The organism is Paraburkholderia solitsugae, assembly GCF_013177695.1.
Lineage (GTDB): Bacteria > Pseudomonadota > Gammaproteobacteria > Burkholderiales > Burkholderiaceae > Paraburkholderia > Paraburkholderia solitsugae.
The window spans coordinates 82,617-105,193 of sequence record NZ_WOEY01000166.1; the positions used below are offsets into that span (position 1 = coordinate 82,617).

Below are 22,577 nucleotides of genomic sequence, written 5' to 3' on the forward strand. Positions count from 1 at the left end.
AGGATTACTGGATGGCTTGCATGAATGCGGGATCCGCGTAGAGCGACGCGAGCAGTTTCTGGACGATGAGCGGATACTCCTGAGTCGCCCTCGGAATCGCGATCGCGGCTGCGAATGACGAATCCCATTGCGTCGTCGCGCTTTTCACGCTGTCATATCGCACTTCGTCGCCGCGCTTGACGATGAAGCGAGCGGAGATCGTGCCGGTGGCCGTGCCGATGTTGGCATCGACGTTATTCTTCAGCAGCACGCCGCTCAGTTCGACCTTGGCGTCGGGTGACAGCGCGCGGGCGATCGTCAGTTCCTGTTGTAAGGCGCCGGAGAGGTATTGGGCAAACGAATCGCCAACGGGCGAAGTCATGCGGTTCGCGCGCAGTTGCACAGATGAATGATCGCCATCGGCTTTATCGTTGGTGAAAGTGCCGAGACGCGTTGCCAGAGGCGATGCGTTCTTGAGCGTCTGGATATTGTCGACGGAAGCCGAATAGGGCGGCGCGACAACTGAGCAAGCGGCGAGCGCGGCAATCGGGATGATGAGGAGAATCCTTCGCAAAGCAAACATGGGCTTCTAATGCCTCTTTGGTTATGGTCTAAATGAGGTGGCCGACCGCCTCGACGCTTATGTAAAGGCGGTTCATGTGTTATCGGCAAGTCCAGAGAAAAATTGACTGAAGGCCTATTCTCTTTTTCGCTGAAAGCTAATCGTAATAAACTCGCGCGAGAAGGCGAGAAGTATTGACGAGTTGATTCAGAATTAACCGGTCTATGGTCGGCCATTGCATGACGGCCAATGGCGCCGACTTATCTCCACTAGCGCACGCTCATGATGCGATACCGAGGTCGACATGGAACACACATGGCAATTCCAGCTAAGAATCACCGTCTCGCCCAAACTTGCCGGCGATCTGCGCGCAAATCCGCAGGGTGTTTCGCATGCCGCGCTTCATGATGTGCTATGCCGGCACAACGCGACCTTGAAGTGTCAGTTCGACGCTTTCGCCGACTACGTGAACGAAGCGGAAAAGCAGGGAACGGAAAACTATCCGCTTTATCAATGGACCCGGCAGACAATCGAGAACCCGGAGAAGAAAGCAAAGTACTTGCAGTCGTTCACGGTCTATGTGAACGGCGACGAGATATACGGCAAGGAAATCGCCGACGTGATGGAAGCTGAATTGCAGGCACTCGTCAGTGACGAAGGCATTAAAAACGTCGCAAGGTTCGATACCAATCCCGCGAATAATCCGCAGCCGCCCAAGCGCTAACACTTATCCGTAGTCCGCCTGTTTTTTACCACGACACTCGCATGTAATAAACGGTAATTATCGTCTCGGCACCGCTTGCGCCTAAGCGCGGCGGTTGCCGACGCGCGATCGCGTCCGTCATTCATTTCCACGGAGACACTCATGCCGACTTCGGCATTCCGGCTTTTTGCGCTCGTCGGCGCTATTGCAGTGACAGCGCTGCTTGGCGCGTGCGGCGACGGTCTGTCGTCTCCTTCGCCGGTGCCCGCTGCAGCGGTCAAGGCAGCATGCGGCAACGCCACTGTCGCTAATGCGCGCATGAGTTGCCCGCCGGGTTTCGTCCCACCCGCCTCCTGAGCTCAGAATTCAAACTAGGTCCATCGCATGGTCACCAAAACGCGTCGAGATTTTCTGAAGCTGTCCGCCGGACTGGCGGGTGCGACAGCCGCCACCACCCTGTTTCCCGAATCGATTCGCAAAGCGCTCGCAATCGAGCCGACTTCGGTGACGGGTACGATTCAGGACGTGCAGCACATTGTTGTCTTCATGCAGGAGAACCGCTCGTTCGATCACTACCTCGGTCACCTGAGTGGCGTGCGCGGTTATAACGACCGCTTTCCCGTGACGCTGCCGAACGGCCAGCCGGTGTGGTTCCAACCGCGTCAGGAGGATCAGACGAAGGTGATCGCGCCGTTCCGCTACGACACGAGCAATCCGAACGTCAACGCGCAATGTATCGGCGGTCTGCCGCACACGTGGGCCACCACGCACGGTGCGATCGACAGCGGCCGCGCCGACAAGTGGGCCGTGCAGAAGAGCAATATGACGATGGGCTATCACGTGCGTGAGGACATTCCGTTCCATTACGCGCTCGCGGATGCCTTCACCGTATGCGACAACTACTTCTGTTCGATCCCGGGCAACACGCACCCGAACCGCATGTATCTGATGACGGGGATGGTCGACCCGCTCGCCACCGGTGGCGGCCCGCTACTCGACAACACCGATTACATCGACAATCAGTTCGACGCGATCAAGCTGCAGCCCTTCAACTGGACCACGTATCCCGAGCGGCTCGAGACGGCCGGCATCTCGTGGCAGATCTACCAGCAGGGCACCGGCTTCGACAATTTCAGCGGCAACTACGGCACGAACATGCTGGCCTCGTTCCAGAACTTCGTGAATGCACCGGCGGGTTCGTCGCTGCAGAACCGCGGCATGAGTACACGCACGCTGACGCAGTTGAAGGCCGACGTACATGCCAATGCATTGCCGCAAGTGTCGTGGCTGCTGCCACCTGCCGCGTACTCGGAGCATCCGAAGTTCACACCGCTCTACGGCGCCAATTACATCTCGACGATCCTCGATGCGCTGACGTCGAATCCCGATGTGTGGAGCAAGACGGTCCTGTTCATCATGTATGACGAGAACGACGGTTTCTTCGACCACGTGGTGCCGCCGCAAGCACCCACGTTGCCGGGCTCGGGCATGAGTACCGTGGACATCTCGCTTGAACGGCATAACGTCGTGACGGCGACGCAAGCGGGTACTTATACCGCCGACAATCTGCCGTACGGCCTCGGCCCGCGCGTGCCGATGACCGTGGTGTCGCCGTGGTCGAAGGGCGGCTTCGTCTGCTCGCAGGTATTCGATCACACGTCGGTGCTGCAATTCATCGAGAAGCGTTTCGGCGTGATCGAAACCAATATCTCGCCATGGCGCCGTGCAATCTGCGGCGACCTGACTTCGGCGCTCGACTTTTCGAAGACCGACTCGAGCATGCCGTCGCTGCCGAGTACGCAAACCTATGTTGCACAGGCCGATATGCAATGCGCGCGGTCCACGGCGCAGGCCGCGCCGGCCAGTACCGCGCAGCAACTGGTGACGGCGCAGGAGCCCGGCACGCGGCCCGCGCGTGCGTTGCCGTACGAGTTGCATGTGAACGGGCAGGTGCAGTCACAAGGCTATGCGCTGACGTTTGCGAACACCGGCACGCAGGGCGCACATTTCTGGGTGTACACGGGCGATCCGACTGCGATGCCGCGTCGATACACCGTCGAGGCCGGCAAGCAATTGACCGATACGTGGGCGTTCGACGCGAACGGCAACTACATGGTGAACGTCTACGGCCCGAACGGTTATTTCCGCCGCTTCGCGGGATCATCTACGGCGGACGCTGCTGCCAAGCCGGATGTCGTGACTTGCTACGACGTGGCCAACGGCAACGTCTACGTCACGCTGTCCAACGCGGGGAGCACGCCGCTCACGGTCACCGCGGCCGACGTCGCCTATGGCCAGGCGCCGCTCACGGTGACGGTGCCGGCGGGCAAGAGCGTGGAGGCACATTGGGACCTGTCGTGCAGCAGTCAGTGGTATGACTTTCAATTGACTGTCGCGGGCAATGGGAGCTGGTTGCGACGCATTGCGGGTCATGTCGAGACGGGCCAAATCAGCATTACCGATCCGGCGGCAACCGCGCCGGTAACGAAGGCGATTTAAGCGTGTGGATTCGACGTTTCTTTCAATGTCATTTCGGCGTCTGTGCAAACTGGTAAATCAATTTTACATTTGGCGACAACGCGCCGAGTTCGTGAGAGGATGGCATTTCACTTTTTCTCGCGGAGGGCGAAATGGGACTCTTGGACGAAGTAGGCAAGATCGCTGGCGCAGTAGCTGCCGTTGAGGCGGCAGAAAAAGTCGATCCGGACGCAGGTCTGCTAACGAAGGGTGTTGCAGCGGTTGCGGGCTTTGAAGGTGCCGGTGCATTGGAGGGGTTGGTCGAGAAGAAAGACGGCGAGAAGCAGGACGACGCCGACAATGCTCAAGCCACCGACGATACGAATCCTCAGACGTGATTTCGCGCTGTTAGCGAACCAGTCCAGAACGGGCCAACCCTTAGCGGGGTTGGCCCGTTTTGTTATGGTGAGCCGGCATTGGAGCGCGTAACAATTCGCACGGCTCTCTAGCTTCATTACCGCGACATGCGAAATAGAGGACGATTCTGTGACCATTTCTGCAACACGCCGGCGCTTGGCCCTTGGGTTGCCCATGCTCCTTAGTCTTCGAGCTACACCCACTCTGGCCGCAAATGCATCTCCATTGGCCAACATCGAACGCCGCAATGGCGGACGCCTTGGCGTGTTCGCTATCGATACCGGCTCGGGCCGAACCTTGGCTCATCGCGCTGACGAGCGCTTTCTGATGTGCAGCACCTTTAAGGGACTGCTCGCCGCGCAGGTGCTATCCCGCGTGGATGCCGGCAAGGAGGATCTTGCCCGTCTTGTGCGCTACACCGAGAAAGACCTCGTCTTTACGTCGCCTGTGACGAAGGCGCATGTCGCACAAGGCGCGATGTCGGTCGGCGCGTTGTGCCAGGCCATCGTCGAAGTGAGCGACAACACGGCGGCTGTGTTGTTGATGAGCGATGGCGGTGGTCCCGCCGGTTTGACGCAATTCGTTCGCAGTCTCGGCGATACCGTGACTCGCTCCGATCGATACGAACCCGAGTCGAACAAATATAGCGGTGTGCTCGATACCACGACGCCTCGATCGATCACAACGTCGGCGAGCAAGATTCTCTTGGGGAACGTTCTCAGTCCCCAATCGCGTGCGCAACTGGAAAACTGGATGATGACGTGCACACCGGGTCTGAACCGGCTCCGCGCGGCGTTACCGCCGGATTGGACAGCGGGTGACAGACCCGGAACAAGCGTGGAAGAAGAAACCAACGACTACGCGATTGTTCGCCCACCGGGACGCGCTCCGCTTCTCATCGCAGCCTATTACGATGCACCGGCGCTTGCTATGCCGGCTCGGGAGGCCGTGTTGCGTGAGGTCGGTGCTGCATTCGTGAAGTGGACGTCGGATCGGACATGATGATGGTGAGCCAGCGTAACCCGCGGATTGGCTGGCGATGTAAGACTGCTGCTATTCGCCGGGTTTCTCGTGCTATCGGCAGCGTTGAGTGCCTGTATCGCCCGACTTTTTGCCGAGCCGCTAAACCGCAGGATCAGAGATTGGCGCGTGGCTGCATAGAGGCTGTTGGCACTGCGAGCCCGTCGTCAGCCCGCTGACGGTTGACGGACGAAGCGACGCTTTGCGCTCTTATCCTGCCGTCGTCGCGCGCAACCGATCCGCGCTTACGGCGCTAACGCGCTTTGCCCCGAGTACTCTTCCTGGCGGTCAAGGCGCGCGGCGTATCTTTAGCCGGCGAGGCGCCGCCGCCGTTCATCTGCTCCATCCACGACAAGGCGTCGACGTACGACAGGAACTGCTGGAGATAGCCCGGTGACAGCTCGCGCATCAGCGAGAGCGACCGATGCACGAGGCTGCTCGAGTTGAGCGGACCAGCATTACCCGGCGCCTTCTTCAGCGACTGCCGCAACTGTTTCTCGGACCGGACCTTGGACCAGGTCTCCCTGAAGTATTCGAGCGCCTCCAGTTCCGGATATGAGGGGCGCCGGGGCGCGGGGTTGCCCGCTGCGGGGCTGCATCCGTCTGCGGGCGCATGGCTGGCGATGTAGTCGATCAGTCCGGCCAGCGCGCCGCGTGCGGGTTCGCTGGATGATGCCGCAGTGCCGGTGCCGGTGCCGGTGCCGGTGCCGGTGCCGGTGCCAGAGCCAGAGCCAGAGCCAGAGCCAGAGCCGACATCGACAGCCTTGGATGTGCCGCGCTCAAGATCATCCGCATAGGCCGCGATCAGTTTGGACAGCTTGTCGTCCAGAAGACACCGCGCCTCGCCGCTGTGGCCGGCTGCCCGCCGATCCAGCGCCTCGATGAAATGAAAGCGAATGGGATCCAGCCGATCGGCGCCGCGCTCGCGCCACGCGTCGAGCGTCGCCCGGGTGCCGCTTGGCTGACCGCCAGCGTCACTGCTCGCGCTAGTCACACTACTCACGGGGCTTCACCGCTGCAGTCGAAGGCCTAGGGACCGGTGCTATTTCCACTCGCCGGTTCTTAGCCCGACCTTGGTCGTCGGCATTCGAACTGACGGGCTGCTGGGAGCCAAACGCGGCCGCAAATACGGACGAGGAGGGAACGCCCTCATCGATCAACGCACGGGTCACCGTCAACGCGCGCTGGGCCGACAGCTCCCAGTTATCGGCAAAGCGGCGGTTAGCCTCTCGCACCTGCCGGTCGTCGGTAAAGCCGCTCACCATCAGGATCTGGTCATTGGCCCGGAGGTAAGCGGACAGCGGCCCCGCCAGGCTCTTCAGCACGTCCCGGCCTTCGGGCTGCAATTGATCGGAGTTCAGCGCGAACAACACGTTGCCGTTGATGCCGATGCGCCCGTTGACCAGTGTCACCCGGCCCGCAGCCAGCGGTCCTGCCAACGCCTGCTCCAGCGTCTTGCGGCGCTGCGTTTCCATCTGACGCTGCTTGACCTCCTGCTCCAGCCTGGTCGAGAGTTCCAGTTGGACGCCGATGACGCTCACCAGGATCAGCACGAAGGCGCCCAGCAGCACCGACATCAGGTCGCCGAAGACGGGCCATATGGGCGCCGCAGTCTCCACGCCGCCGTCGATTTCCTCGCTCATGCCGCTTCAGCTCCCGCGACCGCTCGCTTGCCGGCGAGCTGCTGCAGGTCTTCGACGATCTGCTTCTGCGACATCATGCTCAGGTCGATGACTTCTCTTGCCTGGGCGACGTAATAGGCCAGTTGTTCGTCGCTGCGCGCGAGGGACTTGTCCAGCGCGGCTTCGATACGTTGCAGGTGCGCGACGAGCGTGGTGTTCGACTCGCCGAACAACTGGACGGCCGCGCCGAATGCTTCGCCCAGGCTCGCCACTTCGACGGCGCTGCCGGTGACCTGCGCGGCCACCGCGCCCAGCTTCCCGGTCTCAAGCTCGACCTTGTCGGTGAAACGGGTGCCGACACGATCCAGCAGATCCGCCGACGTGGCAACGAGCGCGTCGACGGCCGAGCGTTGCTCGGTGGAGGCATGGTTCACGGCATCGAGCAGGGTTTCCAGCGTGGCCAGCAGGCGGCTGCGTTCCTCCAGCATCGCGGTGTCGCGGACCATGCTGTCGGAGAGCTTCTGACGCAGTTCGGCGACGACTTCCGCCGCGGCCTTTGGGGCTTCCGACGCGGCTTGCACGAGTTGGCCGATCTCGGCGATCGTACTGCTCGCGTGCGCCTGTGTCTGGGCTGAGATGTCGCGCGCGGTTTGCGCCAGCGTGTCGCAGATCTCCTGCTGCCGGCTCGCGGTACGCGCGCCTGCCTGCTCCCATTCCTTGCTCAACGTCGTGGCCATGGAACCGAGCGTCTCGGTCCAGGCCGCCAGCCGCTGCTGGTCCCGTTCGGCCAGTTCCGCCTGCAGGTCCGCCGCAGCCTTGGGCGCTTCCGCCGCCGCCTGGACGAGCCGGTCGATTTCGGCGACGGTGCTGCTGGCGTGCGCCTGCGTCTGAGCCGAGATGTCGCGGGCAGTTTGTTCCAGCACGTCGCAGATCTCCTGCTGCCGGCTCGCGGTACGCGCGCCTGCCTGCTCCCATTCCTTGCTCAACGTCGTGGCCATGGAACCGAGCGTCTCGGTCCAGGCCGCCAGCCGTTGCTGGTCCCGCGCAGCCAGTTCCGCCTGCAGGTCCGCCGCAGCCTTGGGCGCTTCCGCCGCCGCCTGGACGAGCCGGTCGATCTCGGCGACCGTGTTGCTCGCATGTGCCTGTGTCTGGGCCGAGATGTCGCGGGCGGTTTGCGCGAGCACGTCGCAGATTTCCTGCTGCCGGCTTGCGGTACGCGTACCCGCTTGCTCCCACTCCTGGCTCAACGTCGTGGCCATCGAGCCGAGCGTCTCGGTCCAGGTCGCCAGCCGTTGCTCATCTCGCGAGGCCAATTCCGTCTGCAAGTCCGTATGCGACTGCCCCACGGTGCGCAGCAGCGACGCCGAGTGCTGTTCGAAGGTCGCTGCTGCTGCTGCCAAGGCTTGCTGATTGTGGCCGGCCAGCTTCTCGCCGACCTGCTCTTGCCGTGACAGTGCCTCGTTCCATGCTGCCGACACGCTGCCCGCCGTTGCGTCCAGGCGCGCTGAGACGCCTTCCAGCAGACCGGCCGAGCGTTGCTCGAAGGTCTCGGTGAATCGATCCAGCGACGTGCTCAAGTGCTGAGTGAGCGCCTCGCTCGATCGCTGGTGCCCTTCCAGTGCTTTGTTCCAGATGCCCGCGACGGTGGTGGTGGCCGCCTCGAATCCGCTCGAGAGTCCATCCAGTTGCCGTTGCACGGCGTGGGTGACGGTGTCGTGCAGCGAGGCCGTCTCGCGCGCGAGACCCGCCATCGTGGCCGCCATGACCGGCTGCAGCGCCGCGCTGGCGGCGCGGGTGCTTTCAGCGACGCTCTCCTTCAACGATTGCTCCACGGATGAAGCGAGGCGCGTGTAGGCGGCCTCGGCCTTGCCGTGGAAGGCGTCCTGGCTGGCGATCTGCCGCTCGTTCAAGGCGAGGCTCTGTTGCTCGATGGTCGCCATCATCGTCTGCAGACGATCGACCAGGGTGGGCATCACCTCGGCCTGCCGCTGCAGGAGCTTGAAGCTTTCCTCGCGCTGATGGGTCTGCGAGTAGATGCGCAAGGTCGTCGCGATTTTCACGTCGAGCGTCTGCGCGGCATCGATCCGCTCGCGCCGGCACAACGCGGAAAGCAGCCCGAGCATCGCCGAGGTGGCCACGCCCGCAATCGACGTGCCGAACGCGAAGCCGAGCCCCTTGACCGGCGCGGCGAGCGAATCGCGGATAGCCTGCAGGTCCGTCGCGCTTTCCAGCGCCATGCCGGTGCCGCGCAGGGTCGCCACCATGCCGAGGAGCGTGCCGAGCATGCCCAGCAACACGAGCAGGCCGACCAGATACGGCGTCAGCGCTGGGCCCGGCAAGGCCACACGCTCACCCTCGACGCGCAGGCGCACCGCATTGCGCAGGCTGGGATGCAACGGGTCGAGCCAGGTGCCCAGGCTGGGCGGCGGCCCGGACAGACCCGCGACCGCACGCGCCAGCGTCGAAGTGGCCTGGCTGTAGCGTCGAAGTTCGAGCGCGCCCGCCACGTAGCTGACGCCGATCAACATCGTGACCGCCAACGCCAGTGTGTTCGAGCCGACGTAGCCGGCACCGATCCAGCACACCGCGGCCAGACCTACCAGAAAAACAACGAGATTGAGATATCTGGACATAGTGTCCCAGTTAGCGGGTACGAAGGGCCGCGAGCAACCCTTCGACCGGTTGTAAACGAACATCCAGTTCGGCAAGCAACACGCTCTGCATATCCTTGTGGAACGTGTTCAGCCATGCGCCGGGCGTGGCGGGTGTGACTGTTGCTGCGTCCCCCGAGGCTTCGGCGTCGGCCAGTGTCTGCTGCTCCGCCTGGCGCAAACGCTCGAAGTGCCCTGCGAGCAACCCGGGCACGGCGGCCAGAAGACTCCGCTCGCGCTCGCTGAGCGCTCGCTCCATGACGGCGTCCACCACCGCGAGCCGGGCCATGGCGGGCGTTCTGGCGGCCAACATGGCCCGCAGGCGGCCGCGCAGGGTGCCGATGCCCGTCTCCATCGACTGCTGCATGGAGAGGTAGCGCTGACGAAACACCGCGTAATCGACCGGCGCATCCACGGGGGCGCCTTGGGGGAGCACTTGCGACGCGGGTCCGCGACGCCTCGCGGCAGCAAACACGCTATCGCCGACGATGGCATTCGCCAACGACGTGCGCACGCGGGCGCACTCGCTCTCCTCAGCTTCGCCGAAGGCTCGCGCGCCGGCGGCGACGGCAGGCGGATTGCCGTTCAACGCGGAGGACAACGCGATCGCGTCGGTCCAGCCGAGCCATTGGCTTAGCCGGTCCGACAGCGATTGGCCGGATTCGGGAACATCGACGTCCGTCAGGCGCGCAAGTAAACGGATGAGCGCCGGGCCACTGAAAGCTGTGCGCTGTGGGGCTTGCACCATACCACCAGAGTCAAAAAAGTCAGCAGTTTACACGTCGGCGGGGGCGGGGATGCGGCCCCTTAATGACTGGAACGGCCGAAAGTGGATTTCAGTGTGCCCGATACGCCTTTCGCGATGCCGCGATTGGGGTCGCCATGCCGGTTTTTTCCCGGCTACCTGGGCGGTTTTAACGTCATCCATTGTTTGAGCGATCAAGGCGGTCGGGCGGTGCGATGTGCTGCACCGAGACCACACCGACGCGGCGCAGCCGGTCCCGAAAGCGGCTATGCGGCGTCTCCCACTTCGGCCATTTCATCTCGGTGTCATAGCTTCACGACTAGGATGCCCCATCACTTCCGCTGCGCCCTGGTTCGGCACGGCACTCGCGGCCCACATAGGACCGTGTGCCCGCCGTCCGCGTTGGTGACCTTCCACACCCATACAAAAACACCCGACATGTCGAACAAGAAAATTGCCAAGGATTTGCTGACCGAGCAGGGCGCGACCATCGTCTCGCGCCGTGGGTTTTTGAAGTTTGCCGGCGCATCCAGCCTCGCGACGGCCGCGGGCACGCTCGCATCGGCGGCGCGGGCCGCGAACAGCGCGCCCGACGGCACGCCAGAGCAGGTCCACCTGACCTGGGGCAACGATCCGACGAGCGAGGTCACCGTGTCGTGGGCGTCGCCGGCGCAGGCGGTCAACCCACAAGTGCGAATCAGTAGTGCGGGCGAGGCGAGAGCGACAGTGCACGGTGTCCAAAGCACCTATACCGATGGCATCAACGGCGAGGTCGTGTTCACCTATCACGCGCGGCTGCGTGGCCTGAAGGCCGATACGAGTTACGCGTACGAGGTGAGTGCCGACAACGACAGCAATGCGGCTCAGCCATTTGCCGCGAGCTTCCGCACCGCGCCCCTCGGCCGTGCGCCATTCCGCTGGACGAGCTACGGCGACCTCGCGACGCCCAATACTGGCTGGGCCCTGTCGTCGCCGCAGAGCCGTTTCGCGGTTCAGGCCGTCGAGCGATTTCAGCCATTGTTCCACTTGCTGAATGGCGACCTCTGCTACGCCAATCTGAACCCGACACACCAGCCGGACGTGTGGCGCGATTTCGGCAACAACTGCCAGACCTCGGCGTCGAACCGGCCATGGATGCCGTGTCCGGGCAATCACGAACTCGAATTCCACAACGGCGAACAAGGCCTCGCCTCGTATCTGTCGCGCTACACGCTGCCCGAGAATCACACGCGCTTTCAGGGACGCTGGTACAGCTTCCGCGTGAGCTCGGTGCTTTTCATTTCGCTCGATGCGGATGACGTGGTCTATCAGGATGCGGCTGCGTTCGTGGCGGGCCCGAGTCCCCTGGTACCGGTGGCGAGCACCGGCAATCCGCCGATTCAGCCGGGCACCTCGCTCTATGTGCGCGGATATAGCGAGGGCGAGCAGACCCGCTGGCTCGAGAAGACGTTGCGCCGGGCGGCGGAAGACCACGAAGTCGACTGGATCATTGTGCAGATGCATCAGGACGCGTTGAGTTCATCTAAAACCGGCAACGGTTCCGACAAGGGCATCCGCGAAGCCTGGCTGCCGCTGTTCGACCGCTACGGCGTCGACCTGGTGCTGTGCGGGCACGACCATGATTACGAGCGCAGCTATCCCGTGCGTGGTTGCAATCACAACAAGGGCACCGATATCGCCACGGGGCAGGCGGTCGATACGTTGCAGCCGCGGCCGGTGATGTCGGCGGTGTCGTCGGGTGCGTCGACGTTCGACACCCGTCACGGTACCATTCACCTGATTCTCGGCGGCGGCGGGACCAGTGCGCCGCTCGACGTGTATGGGGTGGATGCCGGTACCGGCTTGCCACAGGCGCGTATTTTCACGCGGCCTAATCGTCCGGTTGCAGGGACGACCGCGGGTACGTTTGTGCGTGCCAGCGCGGATGCCGTTGAAGATGCGGTCTGGTCCGCGCAACGGGATACCGGCACGGGCTACGGTATCGCGGTGTTCGATCATGATCCGGGACAGCCGGGTGGCGAAACCACGATTACCATGAACTACTATCACGCGCCGGGGGCTGATCAGACCCCCACGCCGAACTATGAGTTGTTCGAAACAATTGAGTTAAAGAAGACGCGGCGGGGGTAATCTTCGCACTATTTCACGCGTCGTGTCTTGAAGCCCGGCAGGGTCCGGGCGTCGGGGCTCCCTGCAAGGTGGACCGCCTGCTCGACGGCTCCCTTGAACTGCGAATCGCTCGTCCATATAGGAATGCGCGTGCGAAAAAAATCCGCCCACTGAAATTCGGCGAAGGGTTCGGGCGTCTTCAGATAGCCCCCTGCGTCCCGCACGAACGCGGAAATGCTGCGGTACGGGTCGTTGGTGAGGGCGGAGACCTCATCGGGAATCGAGGAAATGGCGCGCAGGATGCCGCGTTCATCGTAGGGATGCACCCAGCGTTTTGCAATCACGGTGTCCCAGAACTTCTCGTCCGGCAACTGCGACAGGTCGTCCACAACCATGGCGAAGGCCTTTTTGATGCCGCCATCCCACAGCGCACGCGCGAGGTGGTGGTGGTCGATGACGTAGTGCCTGTCGCGCTTGCCAATGACGGTTGGAATCGGCGCCCCTTTCAGGAAGGCTTTCAAAGACTTTGCGTCCATGGCCAACAGGCGTTTTCGTTTTGCATCGACTTCCAGCATGCCTACCGTTGCCTGCAGGGGGCGCAGTTGTTCAATGTCGATGCTCGTTATCGTTGCCATAGGTCGTGACCCTCCGTATCTGGACTGGAGCATTCTACTGCTGCGCTTGCATTCGTACGTCGCAGAGTTTTCAGAAGTCGATGTGATGCACTCACCGGCTGGACCCGGTCGTTGGGCGCCGCGTCCCCCATCGTTCACACTGGGTCGACGGCCCAGGCTGGACGCCCTCAGGCAGAAGCGGTAGGCTGTCAGTGCTGGTGACTCTGTTTGGCTATGCTGGTCTTAAACGACAACGTGGAGCCTGCACATGGACGTGAGCACGGAAACGCTGGTGGAACTGCTGCGGGAAGTGGAAGCCGACGACCCGATCGACTATGCGGACCTTCCCTTTGGAGAGCAGGAACTCAGGCGCCTTGTCATGAGTTCACTTGTCGAGCGTCATCACCTGGTCGAAGCCGGCAACATGTCGGTCTCCGACATCCATGCGCTGTATTTGCTGAGCACCGCCAAGCTTGTTCTCGAGAACACGGTGCTTCACGCAAGGTTGCTTTTGCTCCAGGGGCAGCGGGTCGACGTACAGTCACTGTTAGCTTCTTTTACCCTCAAAGGCAAACCGTAGTAGCAAGCATCACTTCTTAAGTTCTGCAAACAACCAATCCTGGAAGCTACGCAGCTTCGGCAATTCAGCGCGAGATTTCAGCAGGTTGAGCGTATAGCCTCGCACAGGGAGTCCTTCGAAACCGAACGGTGCGACCAGTCGGCCCGTTTCCAATTCGCGTTGTGCCAGAAGCAGGCTTTCAAGGCAGACACCCAACCCGTCGACCGCCGCGCTGATCGCCATGAACGAGCGATCGAAGCGCGGACCGCGTCCGATGTCGAGCCGCGTTTTGCGATGCAAGCGCATCCAGTCACGCCAGTTCACGAGGCACCCCTCGCTATGAATCAGCGAATGGTGCTGCAAATCCGCGACGCTCTGCAGGGGATGCTCGCCCACCATGAGCGCGGGCGAGCACAGCGGCACGATCGTCTCGGGTGGCAATTCGAGCACCATCGTGCCGGCCGGTTGCAGCTTTCTTGGACCGTAGCGGATGTCGATATCCACCGCTTCCGAGATCAGATTGACCGCTTCTGACGACGCATTCAAGCGCACGTCGATATCCGGATGCGCCGCGCTGAAACGCGCGATGCGCGGCATCAGCCACTGAGTCGCAAAGCTGGGCGTGCAATGGATCGTGAGGATGTCGCTCTTGGCGGCGCGCCCGATCTCGCGGGTGGCGGAATCGATCCGCGCGAACGCCGCGGTGATTTCCTCAGCGTATTGCCGCCCAGAGTCCGTCAGGATCACCGTGCGGTGCAGTCGATGGAACAGACGAATGCTCAATTGCTCTTCCAACAGCTTGATCTGATGGCTGATAGCCGAGGGCGTGACAAACAGTTCGTCTGCTGCGAGCGCAAACGACGAGAGCCGTGCGGCGGCTTCGAATGCCTGTATCGACTTGAAGGTGACGCGATTGTGCATGGCAGCATCAAGGTGAATTGAATTCATCCATTGGGCCATCTTAATTCGTTTGAGCGCGTGTGAGTGCGAGATTACGCTTGAGTCACTGGGATCGGCATCACAGCGGTCCCTGCAAAGCGACCCACGCGCAACGATGTTGCATGGGACCGGAGTAGCGAGCTTTGCATGGGATCGGAGTAGCGCGCTAAAGCGCGAACTCCGATCGACAGCTAAAGCGCGAACTCCGGATCGACAGGAGACAAACAGTGACCACCAGCGAAACCGCGCCGTACGCCAAACTCGCGGCGCACGCCTACCAGATCCGCCGCAACGCGCTACGCATGGGCGAAGTGCAGGGGCAGGGTTATATCGGCCAGGCGCTCGATATTGCCGATGTGCTTGCCGTCGCCTATTTCCGCGCCATGCGCTATCGCGCTGACGACCCCGAATGGGAAGGCCGCGACCGTTTTCTGCTATCGAACGGCCACTACGCGATCGCCCTGTACGCCGCGCTGATCGAGGCCCGCATCATCGCCGACGAAGAACTGGAAACCTACGGCAGCGACGACAGCCGTCTGCCGATGTCCGGTATGGCGAGCTATACGCCAGGCATGGAGATGTCCGGCGGCTCGCTGGGCCAGGCGTTGACGATCGCGGTCGGCCGCTGCCTGGGTCTGAAGCGCAAAGGCTCGGACGCCCGCGTCTACACACTGTTTTCCGACGGCGAACTCGATGAGGGTGCGATCTGGGAAGGTCTGATGTCGGCTGCCCACTGGAAGCTCGACAACCTGATCGCGATGGTCGACGTCAACAACCAGCAGGCCGACGGCCCGTCGTCGAGCGTGATGGCATTCGAGCCGCTGGTCGACAAGCTCCAGGCGTTCGGCTGGTTCGTGCAGCGCGTGGACGGCAACGATCTCGCCGCCGTCGTCGCCGCGTTCGATGCGGCGCACGCGCATCCTGAAGCGCAACCCCGGATCATCGTCTGCGATACGCGGATGGGGTGTGGCGTGCCGTTCCTCGAAGCGCGCGAGAAAAACCACTTTATTCGAGTCGATGCGCACGAGTGGCAACTCGCGCTGCAGGCGCTGGAAGCCGGGAGAAACGTATGAGCGCCGCCGCACCGAAACCGCGTTTGAAAACGTCGGCGATGATCGCCTCGATTGCCGGCGAAGGGCAAATAACCCGCTCGGCCCCGTTCGGCCACGCACTGGTCGAACTGGCGCGCAACCGCCCCGAAGTGGTCGGCATGACCGCCGACCTCGGCAAATACACCGACCTGCATCTGTTCGCGAAGGCATACCCCGAGCGCTACTACCAGATGGGCATGGCCGAACAACTGCTGATGGGCGCCGCCGCCGGGATGGCGCACGAAGGCGCGCAGCCGTTCGTCACCACGTACGCCGTGTTCGCCGCACGCCGTGCTTATGACTTCATCCATCAGGCGATTGCCGAGGACAACCTCGACGTCAAGATCGTCTGCGCCTTGCCCGGCCTCACAACCGGCTACGGCCCGAGCCACCAGGCGGCGGAAGACCTCGCCCTGTTTCGCGCGATGCCGAACCTCACGGTGATCGACCCGTGCGACGCCATCGAAATCGAACAGATGGTGCCGGCGATCGCCGACCATCGTGGGCCGGTGTATGCGCGGCTGTTGCGCGGCAACGTGCCGGTCGTGCTCGACGAATACGACTACCAGTTCGAACTTGGCAAAGCGAAGCTGCTGCGCGACGGCGCCGAGGTGCTGATTATCTCGTCCGGGATCATGACGATGCGCGCGCTGGAAACGGCCAAGGCGCTGGCCGTCGATCGCATCGACGTCGGCGTGCTGCACGTACCGACCATCAAGCCGCTCGACACCGTCACGCTGCTGCGCGAAGCGCGCCGCTCAGGCCGCCTTGTGGTGGTGGCGGAGAACCATACCGTGATTGGCGGACTAGGCGAGGCCGTGGCCACCGTGCTGCTGACCAACGGCGTCACGCCGCCGTTCCGCCAGATCGGCCTGCCCGACGCGTTTCTCGACGCGGGCGCGCTGCCGACCTTGCACGACCGCTACGGTATTTCCACCGAGGCGATGTGCGACACGATCAAAGGCTGGCTGCGGTAACGGTTCATAAGCGTCGATCAGCGCCGATAAGCGCCACACACGTAGTCACCGATAGCCAACAACGTAACAAACCATAAGCTTCATATTCAGGAGATCCGCATCATGTCAGAGTCACGTCTACTCGACGGCAAGGTCGCCGTCATTTCCGGCGGCGCGTCGCCGCGCGGCATCGGCATCGCGACCGCCCGCATGTTCGCAGCGCACGGCGCCCGCATCGCCATCTTCGATCTCGACGAAGCCGCCGCCGTCGAAGCCGCCGCGTCGATCGGGCCCGAGCATCGCGGCTATGTGTGCAATGTGACCGACCGTGGCGCCTGCCAGGCTGCAGTCGAACGCACCGTCGCCGATTTGGGTTCGATCGATATCCTGATCAACAATGCCGGCATTACCCAGGCCGCCAAGCTGCTCGAGATCGATCCGGAAAGCTGGGACCGTATCCTCGACGTCAACCTGCGCGGCGTGTTGTATCTGTCGCAAGCTGTCGTCCCGCAGATGAAGAAGCAGAAGAGCGGCTCGATCGGCTGCATGTCGTCGGTGTCGGCGCAGCGCGGCGGCGGCATTCTCGGCGGCCCGCATTACTCGGCGGCGAAGGCCGGTGTGCTGGGTCTTGCCAAAGCGATGGCGCGCGAACTCGGCAACGACGGCATCCGCGTGAACTGCGTGACGCCGGGGCTGATCCAGACCGACATCAACGCGGGCAAGATCAGCGACGATAAGCGCGGTGAAATTCTCGCCGGCATTCCCCTCAACCGCCTGGGCGTACCCGACGATGTGGCCGGCGCCTTCCTGTTCCTCGCGTCGAACCTGTCGTCGTATATCACCGGCGCGGTGATCGATGTGAACGGCGGGATGCTGATTCACGGCTGACGCGCAACGGCAGGACGGGCCGTCTGGCGGGAGGCCGGCGGCGGCGATGGAGATCCGGTAGTAGAGAACAGACGACCGCGGCGAGCGATACGTGCAGCCGCCGCGGTTCAGACTCGAAAACTATAACGACACGCCCAATTGGAGGAAGACATGACAACCCGTTCTAACGCGCCGCAAGGCATCAGCCGCCGCACCTTTCTGAAAGCCGGTGCGGCCATGTCCGCCGCCGCGCCGTTATGGAGCATCTCGCGCAGCGCGATGGCGGCCCCCGAGTTTTCGTACAAGCTCGCGGCCGGCCAGGACCCGACGCATCCGGTCAACATCCGCGCTCAGGAGGCGATCAATCACATTCGCGAAGCGACCAAGGGCCGCCTCGACATCAAGCTCTTTCCGCAAAATCAGCTAGGCTCCGACACCGATCTGCTCTCGCAGGTGCGCAATGGCGGTGTCGAGTTCTTCAACCAGGCCTCGTCGATTCTGGCGACGCTGACGCCCGCCGCGGGCATCGTCAATACCGGCTTCGCGTTCAAGGACTACGACGCGGTCTGGAAGGCGATGGACGGCGATCTTGGCAACTACATCCGCGCGCAGATCGGTAAGTCGGGCATCGTCTCGGTGAGCAAGGTGTGGGACAACGGCTTCCGGCAAATCAGTTCGTCCACCAAGGCGTTGCGTGCGCCGGCCGATCTGAAAGGCTTCAAGATCCGCGTGCCGCAAGCGCCGATGTTGACCTCACTGTTCAAAGCGCTCGACGCCGGCCCTTCGCCGATCAATTTCAACGAGCTGTATTCGGCGTTGCAAACCGGCGTGGTGGAAGGTCAGGAGAACCCGCTGCCGATCATCGCGACGGCCAAGCTTTATGAAGTGCAGAAGTACATCAGCCTCACGTCGCACGTATGGGACGGTTACTGGATTCTCGGCAATCGCGCCGCGTGGGAGCGCCTGCCTGCGGATATTCGCGCGATCGTCACGCGTGAATTCGAAAACGCCGCGATGCTGCAACGCGCGGATATCGCCAAGCTCAGCCTCTCGTTGCGCGACGACCTGAAAAAGAAGGGCATTACCTTTATCGATGTCGACCGCGACGCTTTCCGTGGCGCGCTGGCCAAGACGAGCTTCTATCACGACTGGAAAGCCAAATATGGCGAAGAGGCGTGGGGGTTGCTGGAGAAGTCCGTCGGGAAACTGGGGTAATGCGATGATCTCGATCTCTTATTCGCACGAGCGGCAGCATCGGTTCGCCTGTGCGCTCGACTCCGCCCTCGGCCATCTGGTGGAGATTCCGGCCGCCTTGCTGGTGCTCGCGGAAATCGTCGTGCTGCTGGCGGGCGTGACCAGTCGCTATGTGCTGCACGCGCCGCTCGTCTGGTCCGATGAACTCGCCTCCATGCTGTTCCTGTGGCTCGCCATGCTCGGCGCCGTGATCGCCTTGCGGCGCGGCGAGCATATGCGGATGACGGCGTTGGTCGGCATGGCGCCGCCGGGTGTACGCGCCTTTCTCGACGTGGTCGCGATCGCCGCGCCGATCGCGTTCCTCGCGATGGTGATCGGCCCGGCGATCAGCTTTGCGCAGGACGAATCGTTCATCACCACACCGGCACTCGAACTGTCGAACTCATGGCGCGCGGCGGCATTGCCGATCGGTTCGGCGCTGATGCTGCTGGTCGCCGTGGTGCGGCTTGCCCGCGTGAGCAACTGGCGCCTGACGCTCGCCGGGATTGCAACGGTCGGCGCGCTGGTCGGCATCTTCGTTGCGCTGGGACCGCTGCTGCGCGATCTCGGCAATATCAACCTGTTGATCTTCTTTGTCGGCCTGGTGGCGCTCGGTGTGCTGAGCGGTGTGCCGATTGCCTTCTCGTTCGGACTCGCCACCTTCGGCTACCTTGCGCTGACCACGAATACGCCGATGCCGGTGGTGGTCGGCCGGATGGATGAGGGCATGTCGCATCTGATCCTGCTCTCGGTGCCGCTCTTCGTGTTCCTCGGCCAGTTGATCGAGATGACCGGCATGGCGGCGGCGATGATTGCGTTCCTCGCGAGCCTGCTGGGTCACGTGCGCGGTGGGCTGTCGTATGTGCTGGTCGGTGCGATGTATCTGGTGTCGGGCATCTCGGGCTCGAAAGCCGCGGACATGGCAGCGGTCGCGCCCGTGTTGTTTCCCGAGATGAAAGCGCGCGGTGCGAAGCCGGGCGATCTGGTCGCGCTGCTGGCCGCGACCGGCGCACAGACCGAGACGATTCCGCCGAGTCTCGTGCTGATTACGCTCGGCTCGGTAACCGGCGTGTCGATCTCGGCGCTCTTCACCGGCGGCATGCTGCCGGGCATCGTGCTCGCCATCACACTGTGCGCGGTGGTGCAGTGGCGTTACCGGCGCGAAGATCTGTCGGGCGTCAAACGCGCGAGTCGTGGCGAGATTCTGCGCAAGCTGGTGATCGCGGTGCCGGCGCTCGCGTTGCCATTCGTGATTCGCGCGGCGGTGGTCGAAGGGATTGCAACGGCGACCGAAGTCTCGACCATCGGCATTGCGTATGCGGTGCTGGCGGGCTTGCTGATCTATCGCCGATTCGAGTGGAAGCGGCTCAAGCCGATGCTGATCGATACCGCGACTTTGTCCGGCGCGATTCTGCTGATCATCGGCGCGGCGACGAGCATGGCGTGGGCGCTGACTCAATCGGGTTTCTCAGGGCAGCTTGCTCAGACGCTCGGCAGTTTGCCGGGTGGTGCGGCGATGTTCATGGCCGCCTCCATCTGCGTGTTCGTGATTCTTGGCAGCGTGCTCGAAGGTATTCCGGCGATCGTGCTGTTCGGCCCGCTGATGTTCCCGATCGCGCGGCAGATGGGCATTCACGATGTGCACTACGCGATGGTGGTGATCCTGTCGATGGGTGTGGGTCTGTTCGCACCGCCCTTTGGTGTGGGCTATTACTCGGCTTGCGCGGTGAGCCGCATCCATCCTGACGAAGGCATGAAGCCGATTCTCGGCTACATCGCTGCGTTGATGGTCGGTTTGATCATCGTCGCTGCGGTGCCCTGGATTTCGACCGGCTTCCTGCATTGATCCGCTGACGTATGAGGCTGCGCCGTGCAGCCTCGTATGAAGTTCTTTCGCCCAATCCGATTCGATTCGTGTTGATTGCCGCAGCCGCCTCTACCGGGGCCGCGTAGAGGAGCCTTTTGCCATGTCCACCACTGAAGCTCAGCCCGCTGTACCGATTGCCGCGCTGACCGCATCGCCATCGCTGTCAGCCGCGGCCGCGCCAACGCAATCCCAGGCGCAAGCGCCCCAGCTACCGCTGGCCGACGCGATCCGCTTCCTCTCCATCGATGCCATTCTGCAAGCGGGCGAGGGCCACCAAGGGGTGCCCCTCGGTATGGCCGAGATCGCGACCGCGCTGTTCAACCGGCACCTGAAATTCAATCCCGCAGATCCGGCCTGGCCCGACCGCGACCGCTTCGTATTGTCCAACGGCCACGGTTCGCTGCTGCTGTATTCGCTGCTGTATCTGACCGGTTATGCGGCGATCGGGCTGGACCAACTCAAGACCTTCCGCGAACTCGGCTCGCATTGTGCGGGGCATCCCGAGTACGAACCGGCGCACGGTATCGAGGCGACCACAGGTCCGCTCGGGCAGGGTATCGCCAACGCCTTCGGCATGGCGATCGCCGAAGCGTATCTCGCGGCGAAATTCGGTAGCGATCTCGTCGATCACTACACGTATGCGTTCGTCGGCGACGGCTGCCTGCAGGAGGGTATCGGTCAGGAAATGATTTCGCTGGCGGGACACCTGCGGCTGGGCAAACTGATTCTCTGTTGGGACGACAACCAGATCACCGACGACGGCAGTACCTCGCTCTCGATCAGCGAAGACGTCTGCGCGCGATTTCGCGTGGGCGGCTGGCATGTGATCGAAGTCGACGGTCACGATCTCGAGGCCGTATCCGCAGCGTTGACGATCGCGCGCGCCGACCCGAGGCCGTCGATGATTGCCTGCAAGACGGTGATCGGTCGCGGCATTGCGCGATTGCAAGGGCAGCGCGGCGGGCATAGCGGCAAGCTGTTTCAGTCGGATGCCGAGGCGGCACGCGAACAGCTGGGCTGGCCGCATGCGCCGTTCGACGTGCCCACCGAAGTCCTGACCGCATGGCGCGAAGCGGGCCGGCGGAATAGCGAGGAATACAACGCGTGGCACGCGCGCCTCGCCGCTTTGCCGGACGCGCAGTGCGCCGAGTTCGAGCGGGTCCAGGGGGGCGGCTTGCCGGAAGGCTGGCGCGACGTGCTCGACGATTACCGCAACCGTGCAGTCGAGCGTGACGAGCCGCAATCGGGCATCACCGTGTCGGGCGAGATCGGCGATCTGTTCGCGACGCTGCTGCCCGAGCGCATGGTCGGTTGTGCCGATCTCGAAGCGCCCACCGGCCACAAGCGCCAGTTGCGCGCCTTTACCGCCGATGATCGCAGCGGCGCCTACGTCCATTGCGGCGTGCGGGAACATCTGATGGGCGCGATGGCCAACGGCATGGCTGCACACGGCGGCATCGTCGCGACCAGCGTCACCTATCTGGCGTTCTCCGATTATCAGCGTCCGGCAATGCGTATGGCCGCGCTGATGGGCCTGCCGGTGCACTTCGTGTTCAGCCACGACTCGATCGGCGTCGGCAAGAACGGGCCGACGCATCAACCCGTCGAGATCCTTGCCTCATTGCGCGCCATGCCGAACATGCGCGTGCTGCGGCCCGCCGATGCCGTTGAAGCCGCCGAGTGCTGGGCGCTCGCGCTCGAGCACCGCAGTGGCCCGAGCACGTTGGTGTTCGCGCGCCAGGCGCTGCCGCTGGTGCGTCGCGCGTATAGCGCCGAGCCGTTGTCTCAGCGCGGCGCTTACGTGCTGGCCGAGGCGGAGGGCGGGCCGCGTGCGGTGACGTTGCTCGCAACCGGCTCTGAAGTCGCGCTGGCGTTGCAGGCGCGTAGCCAGTTGCAGGACGAAGGCATTGCGACCGCGGTGGTGTCGATGCCGTGCTGGGAAATCTTCGACGAACAGGACGCCGGCTATCGCGCTGCGGTGTTGGGTTCAGACACCGTGCGCATCGGCATCGAGGCAGCACTGCGTTTCGGTTGGGACCGCTATCTCGGCGAACGCGGCGGTTTTGTCGGGATGAGCGGCTTCGGTGCTTCCGCCTCTGCGGAGACGTTGTACGAGCACTTCGGCATCACGGCGCAGCACGTCGTCGCCGAAGCGAAGCGGCACTTGTAATTCATCGAGGACTTGA

20 protein-coding genes are annotated in these 22,577 nt (G+C 63.0%); 13 read left to right on the forward strand and 7 right to left on the reverse strand.

All coding sequences use genetic code 11. The annotated features are described in order from the left end of the window. Window positions 1-4 precede the first annotated feature (4 nt). Window positions 5-562 (reverse strand): hypothetical protein, encoded by a 558-nt coding sequence (locus GNZ12_RS41075; RefSeq protein WP_172318275.1) that lies wholly within the window; start codon window positions 560-562, stop codon window positions 5-7. A 283-nt stretch (window positions 563-845) separates the two neighbouring features. Here GNZ12_RS41075 and GNZ12_RS41080 point away from each other — a divergent pair, with 283 nt between their 5' ends. The 5 genes from GNZ12_RS41080 (at window position 846) to bla (ending at window position 5,120) form a co-directional block, all read left to right on the forward strand. After that, window positions 846-1,265 (forward strand): hypothetical protein, encoded by a 420-nt coding sequence (locus tag GNZ12_RS41080; protein ID WP_172318277.1) that lies wholly within the window; start codon window positions 846-848, stop codon window positions 1,263-1,265. A 141-nt stretch (window positions 1,266-1,406) separates the two neighbouring features. Then, complete coding sequence (locus tag GNZ12_RS41085) at window positions 1,407-1,601, forward strand: hypothetical protein (protein WP_074289745.1); 195 nt, start codon at window positions 1,407-1,409, stop codon at window positions 1,599-1,601. 27 nt (window positions 1,602-1,628) lie between these two features. Continuing rightward, the gene (locus GNZ12_RS41090) at window positions 1,629-3,743 is read left to right on the forward strand and encodes a phosphocholine-specific phospholipase C (RefSeq protein ID WP_172318279.1); all 2,115 of its coding nucleotides are present in this window, start codon (window positions 1,629-1,631) and stop codon (window positions 3,741-3,743) included. Window positions 3,744-3,874: 131 nt separating this feature from the next. Beyond that, the gene (locus GNZ12_RS41095) at window positions 3,875-4,099 is read left to right on the forward strand and encodes a hypothetical protein (RefSeq protein WP_172318281.1); all 225 of its coding nucleotides are present in this window, start codon (window positions 3,875-3,877) and stop codon (window positions 4,097-4,099) included. 244 nt (window positions 4,100-4,343) lie between these two features. Next, window positions 4,344-5,120, forward strand: a complete 777-nt coding sequence (gene bla / locus GNZ12_RS41100; RefSeq protein WP_235994061.1) for a class A beta-lactamase — start codon at window positions 4,344-4,346, stop codon at window positions 5,118-5,120. Between the two features lie 271 nt (window positions 5,121-5,391). Here the strand turns inward: bla and GNZ12_RS41105 are convergent, their stop codons facing one another. The 4 genes from GNZ12_RS41105 to GNZ12_RS41120 are packed head-to-tail and all read right to left on the reverse strand — an operon-like array spanning window position 5,392 to window position 10,159. Continuing rightward, window positions 5,392-6,132: a DUF2894 domain-containing protein gene (locus GNZ12_RS41105; RefSeq protein WP_172318419.1), complete on the reverse strand. Its 741-nt coding sequence runs from the start codon at window positions 6,130-6,132 to the stop codon at window positions 5,392-5,394. Between the two features lies 1 nt (window position 6,133). Continuing rightward, entirely contained in the window at window positions 6,134-6,781 is a 648-nt protein-coding gene (locus GNZ12_RS41110; RefSeq protein ID WP_172318285.1) for an OmpA family protein, read from the reverse strand. Further along, complete coding sequence (locus GNZ12_RS41115) at window positions 6,778-9,393, reverse strand: DUF802 domain-containing protein (RefSeq protein ID WP_172318287.1); 2,616 nt, start codon at window positions 9,391-9,393, stop codon at window positions 6,778-6,780. The genes GNZ12_RS41110 and GNZ12_RS41115 overlap by 4 nt, the downstream gene beginning before the upstream one ends. A gap of 10 nt (window positions 9,394-9,403) precedes the next feature. Continuing rightward, window positions 9,404-10,159 (reverse strand): DUF3348 domain-containing protein, encoded by a 756-nt coding sequence (locus GNZ12_RS41120; RefSeq protein WP_172318289.1) that lies wholly within the window; start codon window positions 10,157-10,159, stop codon window positions 9,404-9,406. A 435-nt stretch (window positions 10,160-10,594) separates the two neighbouring features. Between GNZ12_RS41120 and GNZ12_RS41125 the strand changes: the two genes are divergently transcribed. Further along, on the forward strand, window positions 10,595-12,286 hold the full coding sequence (locus GNZ12_RS41125; protein WP_172318291.1) for a purple acid phosphatase family protein: 1,692 nt from the start codon (window positions 10,595-10,597) through the stop codon (window positions 12,284-12,286). Between the two features lie 8 nt (window positions 12,287-12,294). Here GNZ12_RS41125 and GNZ12_RS41130 read toward each other — a convergent pair whose 3' ends face one another. Next, entirely contained in the window at window positions 12,295-12,900 is a 606-nt protein-coding gene (locus GNZ12_RS41130; protein WP_172318293.1) for a ParB-like protein, read from the reverse strand. A gap of 247 nt (window positions 12,901-13,147) precedes the next feature. Between GNZ12_RS41130 and GNZ12_RS41135 the strand changes: the two genes are divergently transcribed. Beyond that, window positions 13,148-13,459: a hypothetical protein gene (locus tag GNZ12_RS41135; protein ID WP_172318295.1), complete on the forward strand. Its 312-nt coding sequence runs from the start codon at window positions 13,148-13,150 to the stop codon at window positions 13,457-13,459. A 9-nt stretch (window positions 13,460-13,468) separates the two neighbouring features. Here the strand turns inward: GNZ12_RS41135 and gcvA are convergent, their stop codons facing one another. After that, on the reverse strand, window positions 13,469-14,386 hold the full coding sequence (gcvA, locus tag GNZ12_RS41140; protein ID WP_235994062.1) for a transcriptional regulator GcvA: 918 nt from the start codon (window positions 14,384-14,386) through the stop codon (window positions 13,469-13,471). 218 nt (window positions 14,387-14,604) lie between these two features. On the opposite strand from gcvA, the gene GNZ12_RS41145 reads away from it, so the two are divergent. From GNZ12_RS41145 to tkt, 6 genes are all read left to right on the forward strand, one after another. After that, on the forward strand, window positions 14,605-15,450 hold the full coding sequence (locus GNZ12_RS41145; RefSeq protein WP_172318297.1) for a transketolase: 846 nt from the start codon (window positions 14,605-14,607) through the stop codon (window positions 15,448-15,450). Beyond that, a complete protein-coding gene (locus GNZ12_RS41150) occupies window positions 15,447-16,445 on the forward strand; it encodes a transketolase family protein (protein WP_172318299.1) in 999 nt (332 codons plus the stop codon). The genes GNZ12_RS41145 and GNZ12_RS41150 overlap by 4 nt, the downstream gene beginning before the upstream one ends. Window positions 16,446-16,547: 102 nt before the next feature. Further along, window positions 16,548-17,312, forward strand: a complete 765-nt coding sequence (locus tag GNZ12_RS41155) for an SDR family NAD(P)-dependent oxidoreductase (RefSeq protein WP_172318301.1) — start codon at window positions 16,548-16,550, stop codon at window positions 17,310-17,312. Window positions 17,313-17,462: 150 nt separating this feature from the next. Further along, entirely contained in the window at window positions 17,463-18,506 is a 1,044-nt protein-coding gene (locus GNZ12_RS41160) for a TRAP transporter substrate-binding protein (RefSeq protein ID WP_172318303.1), read from the forward strand. 4 nt (window positions 18,507-18,510) lie between these two features. Next, complete coding sequence (locus tag GNZ12_RS41165) at window positions 18,511-20,370, forward strand: TRAP transporter large permease (RefSeq protein WP_172318305.1); 1,860 nt, start codon at window positions 18,511-18,513, stop codon at window positions 20,368-20,370. Window positions 20,371-20,491: 121 nt separating this feature from the next. Beyond that, complete coding sequence (gene tkt / locus GNZ12_RS41170) at window positions 20,492-22,561, forward strand: transketolase (RefSeq protein WP_172318307.1); 2,070 nt, start codon at window positions 20,492-20,494, stop codon at window positions 22,559-22,561. The last annotated feature ends 16 nt before the right edge of the window (window positions 22,562-22,577 follow it).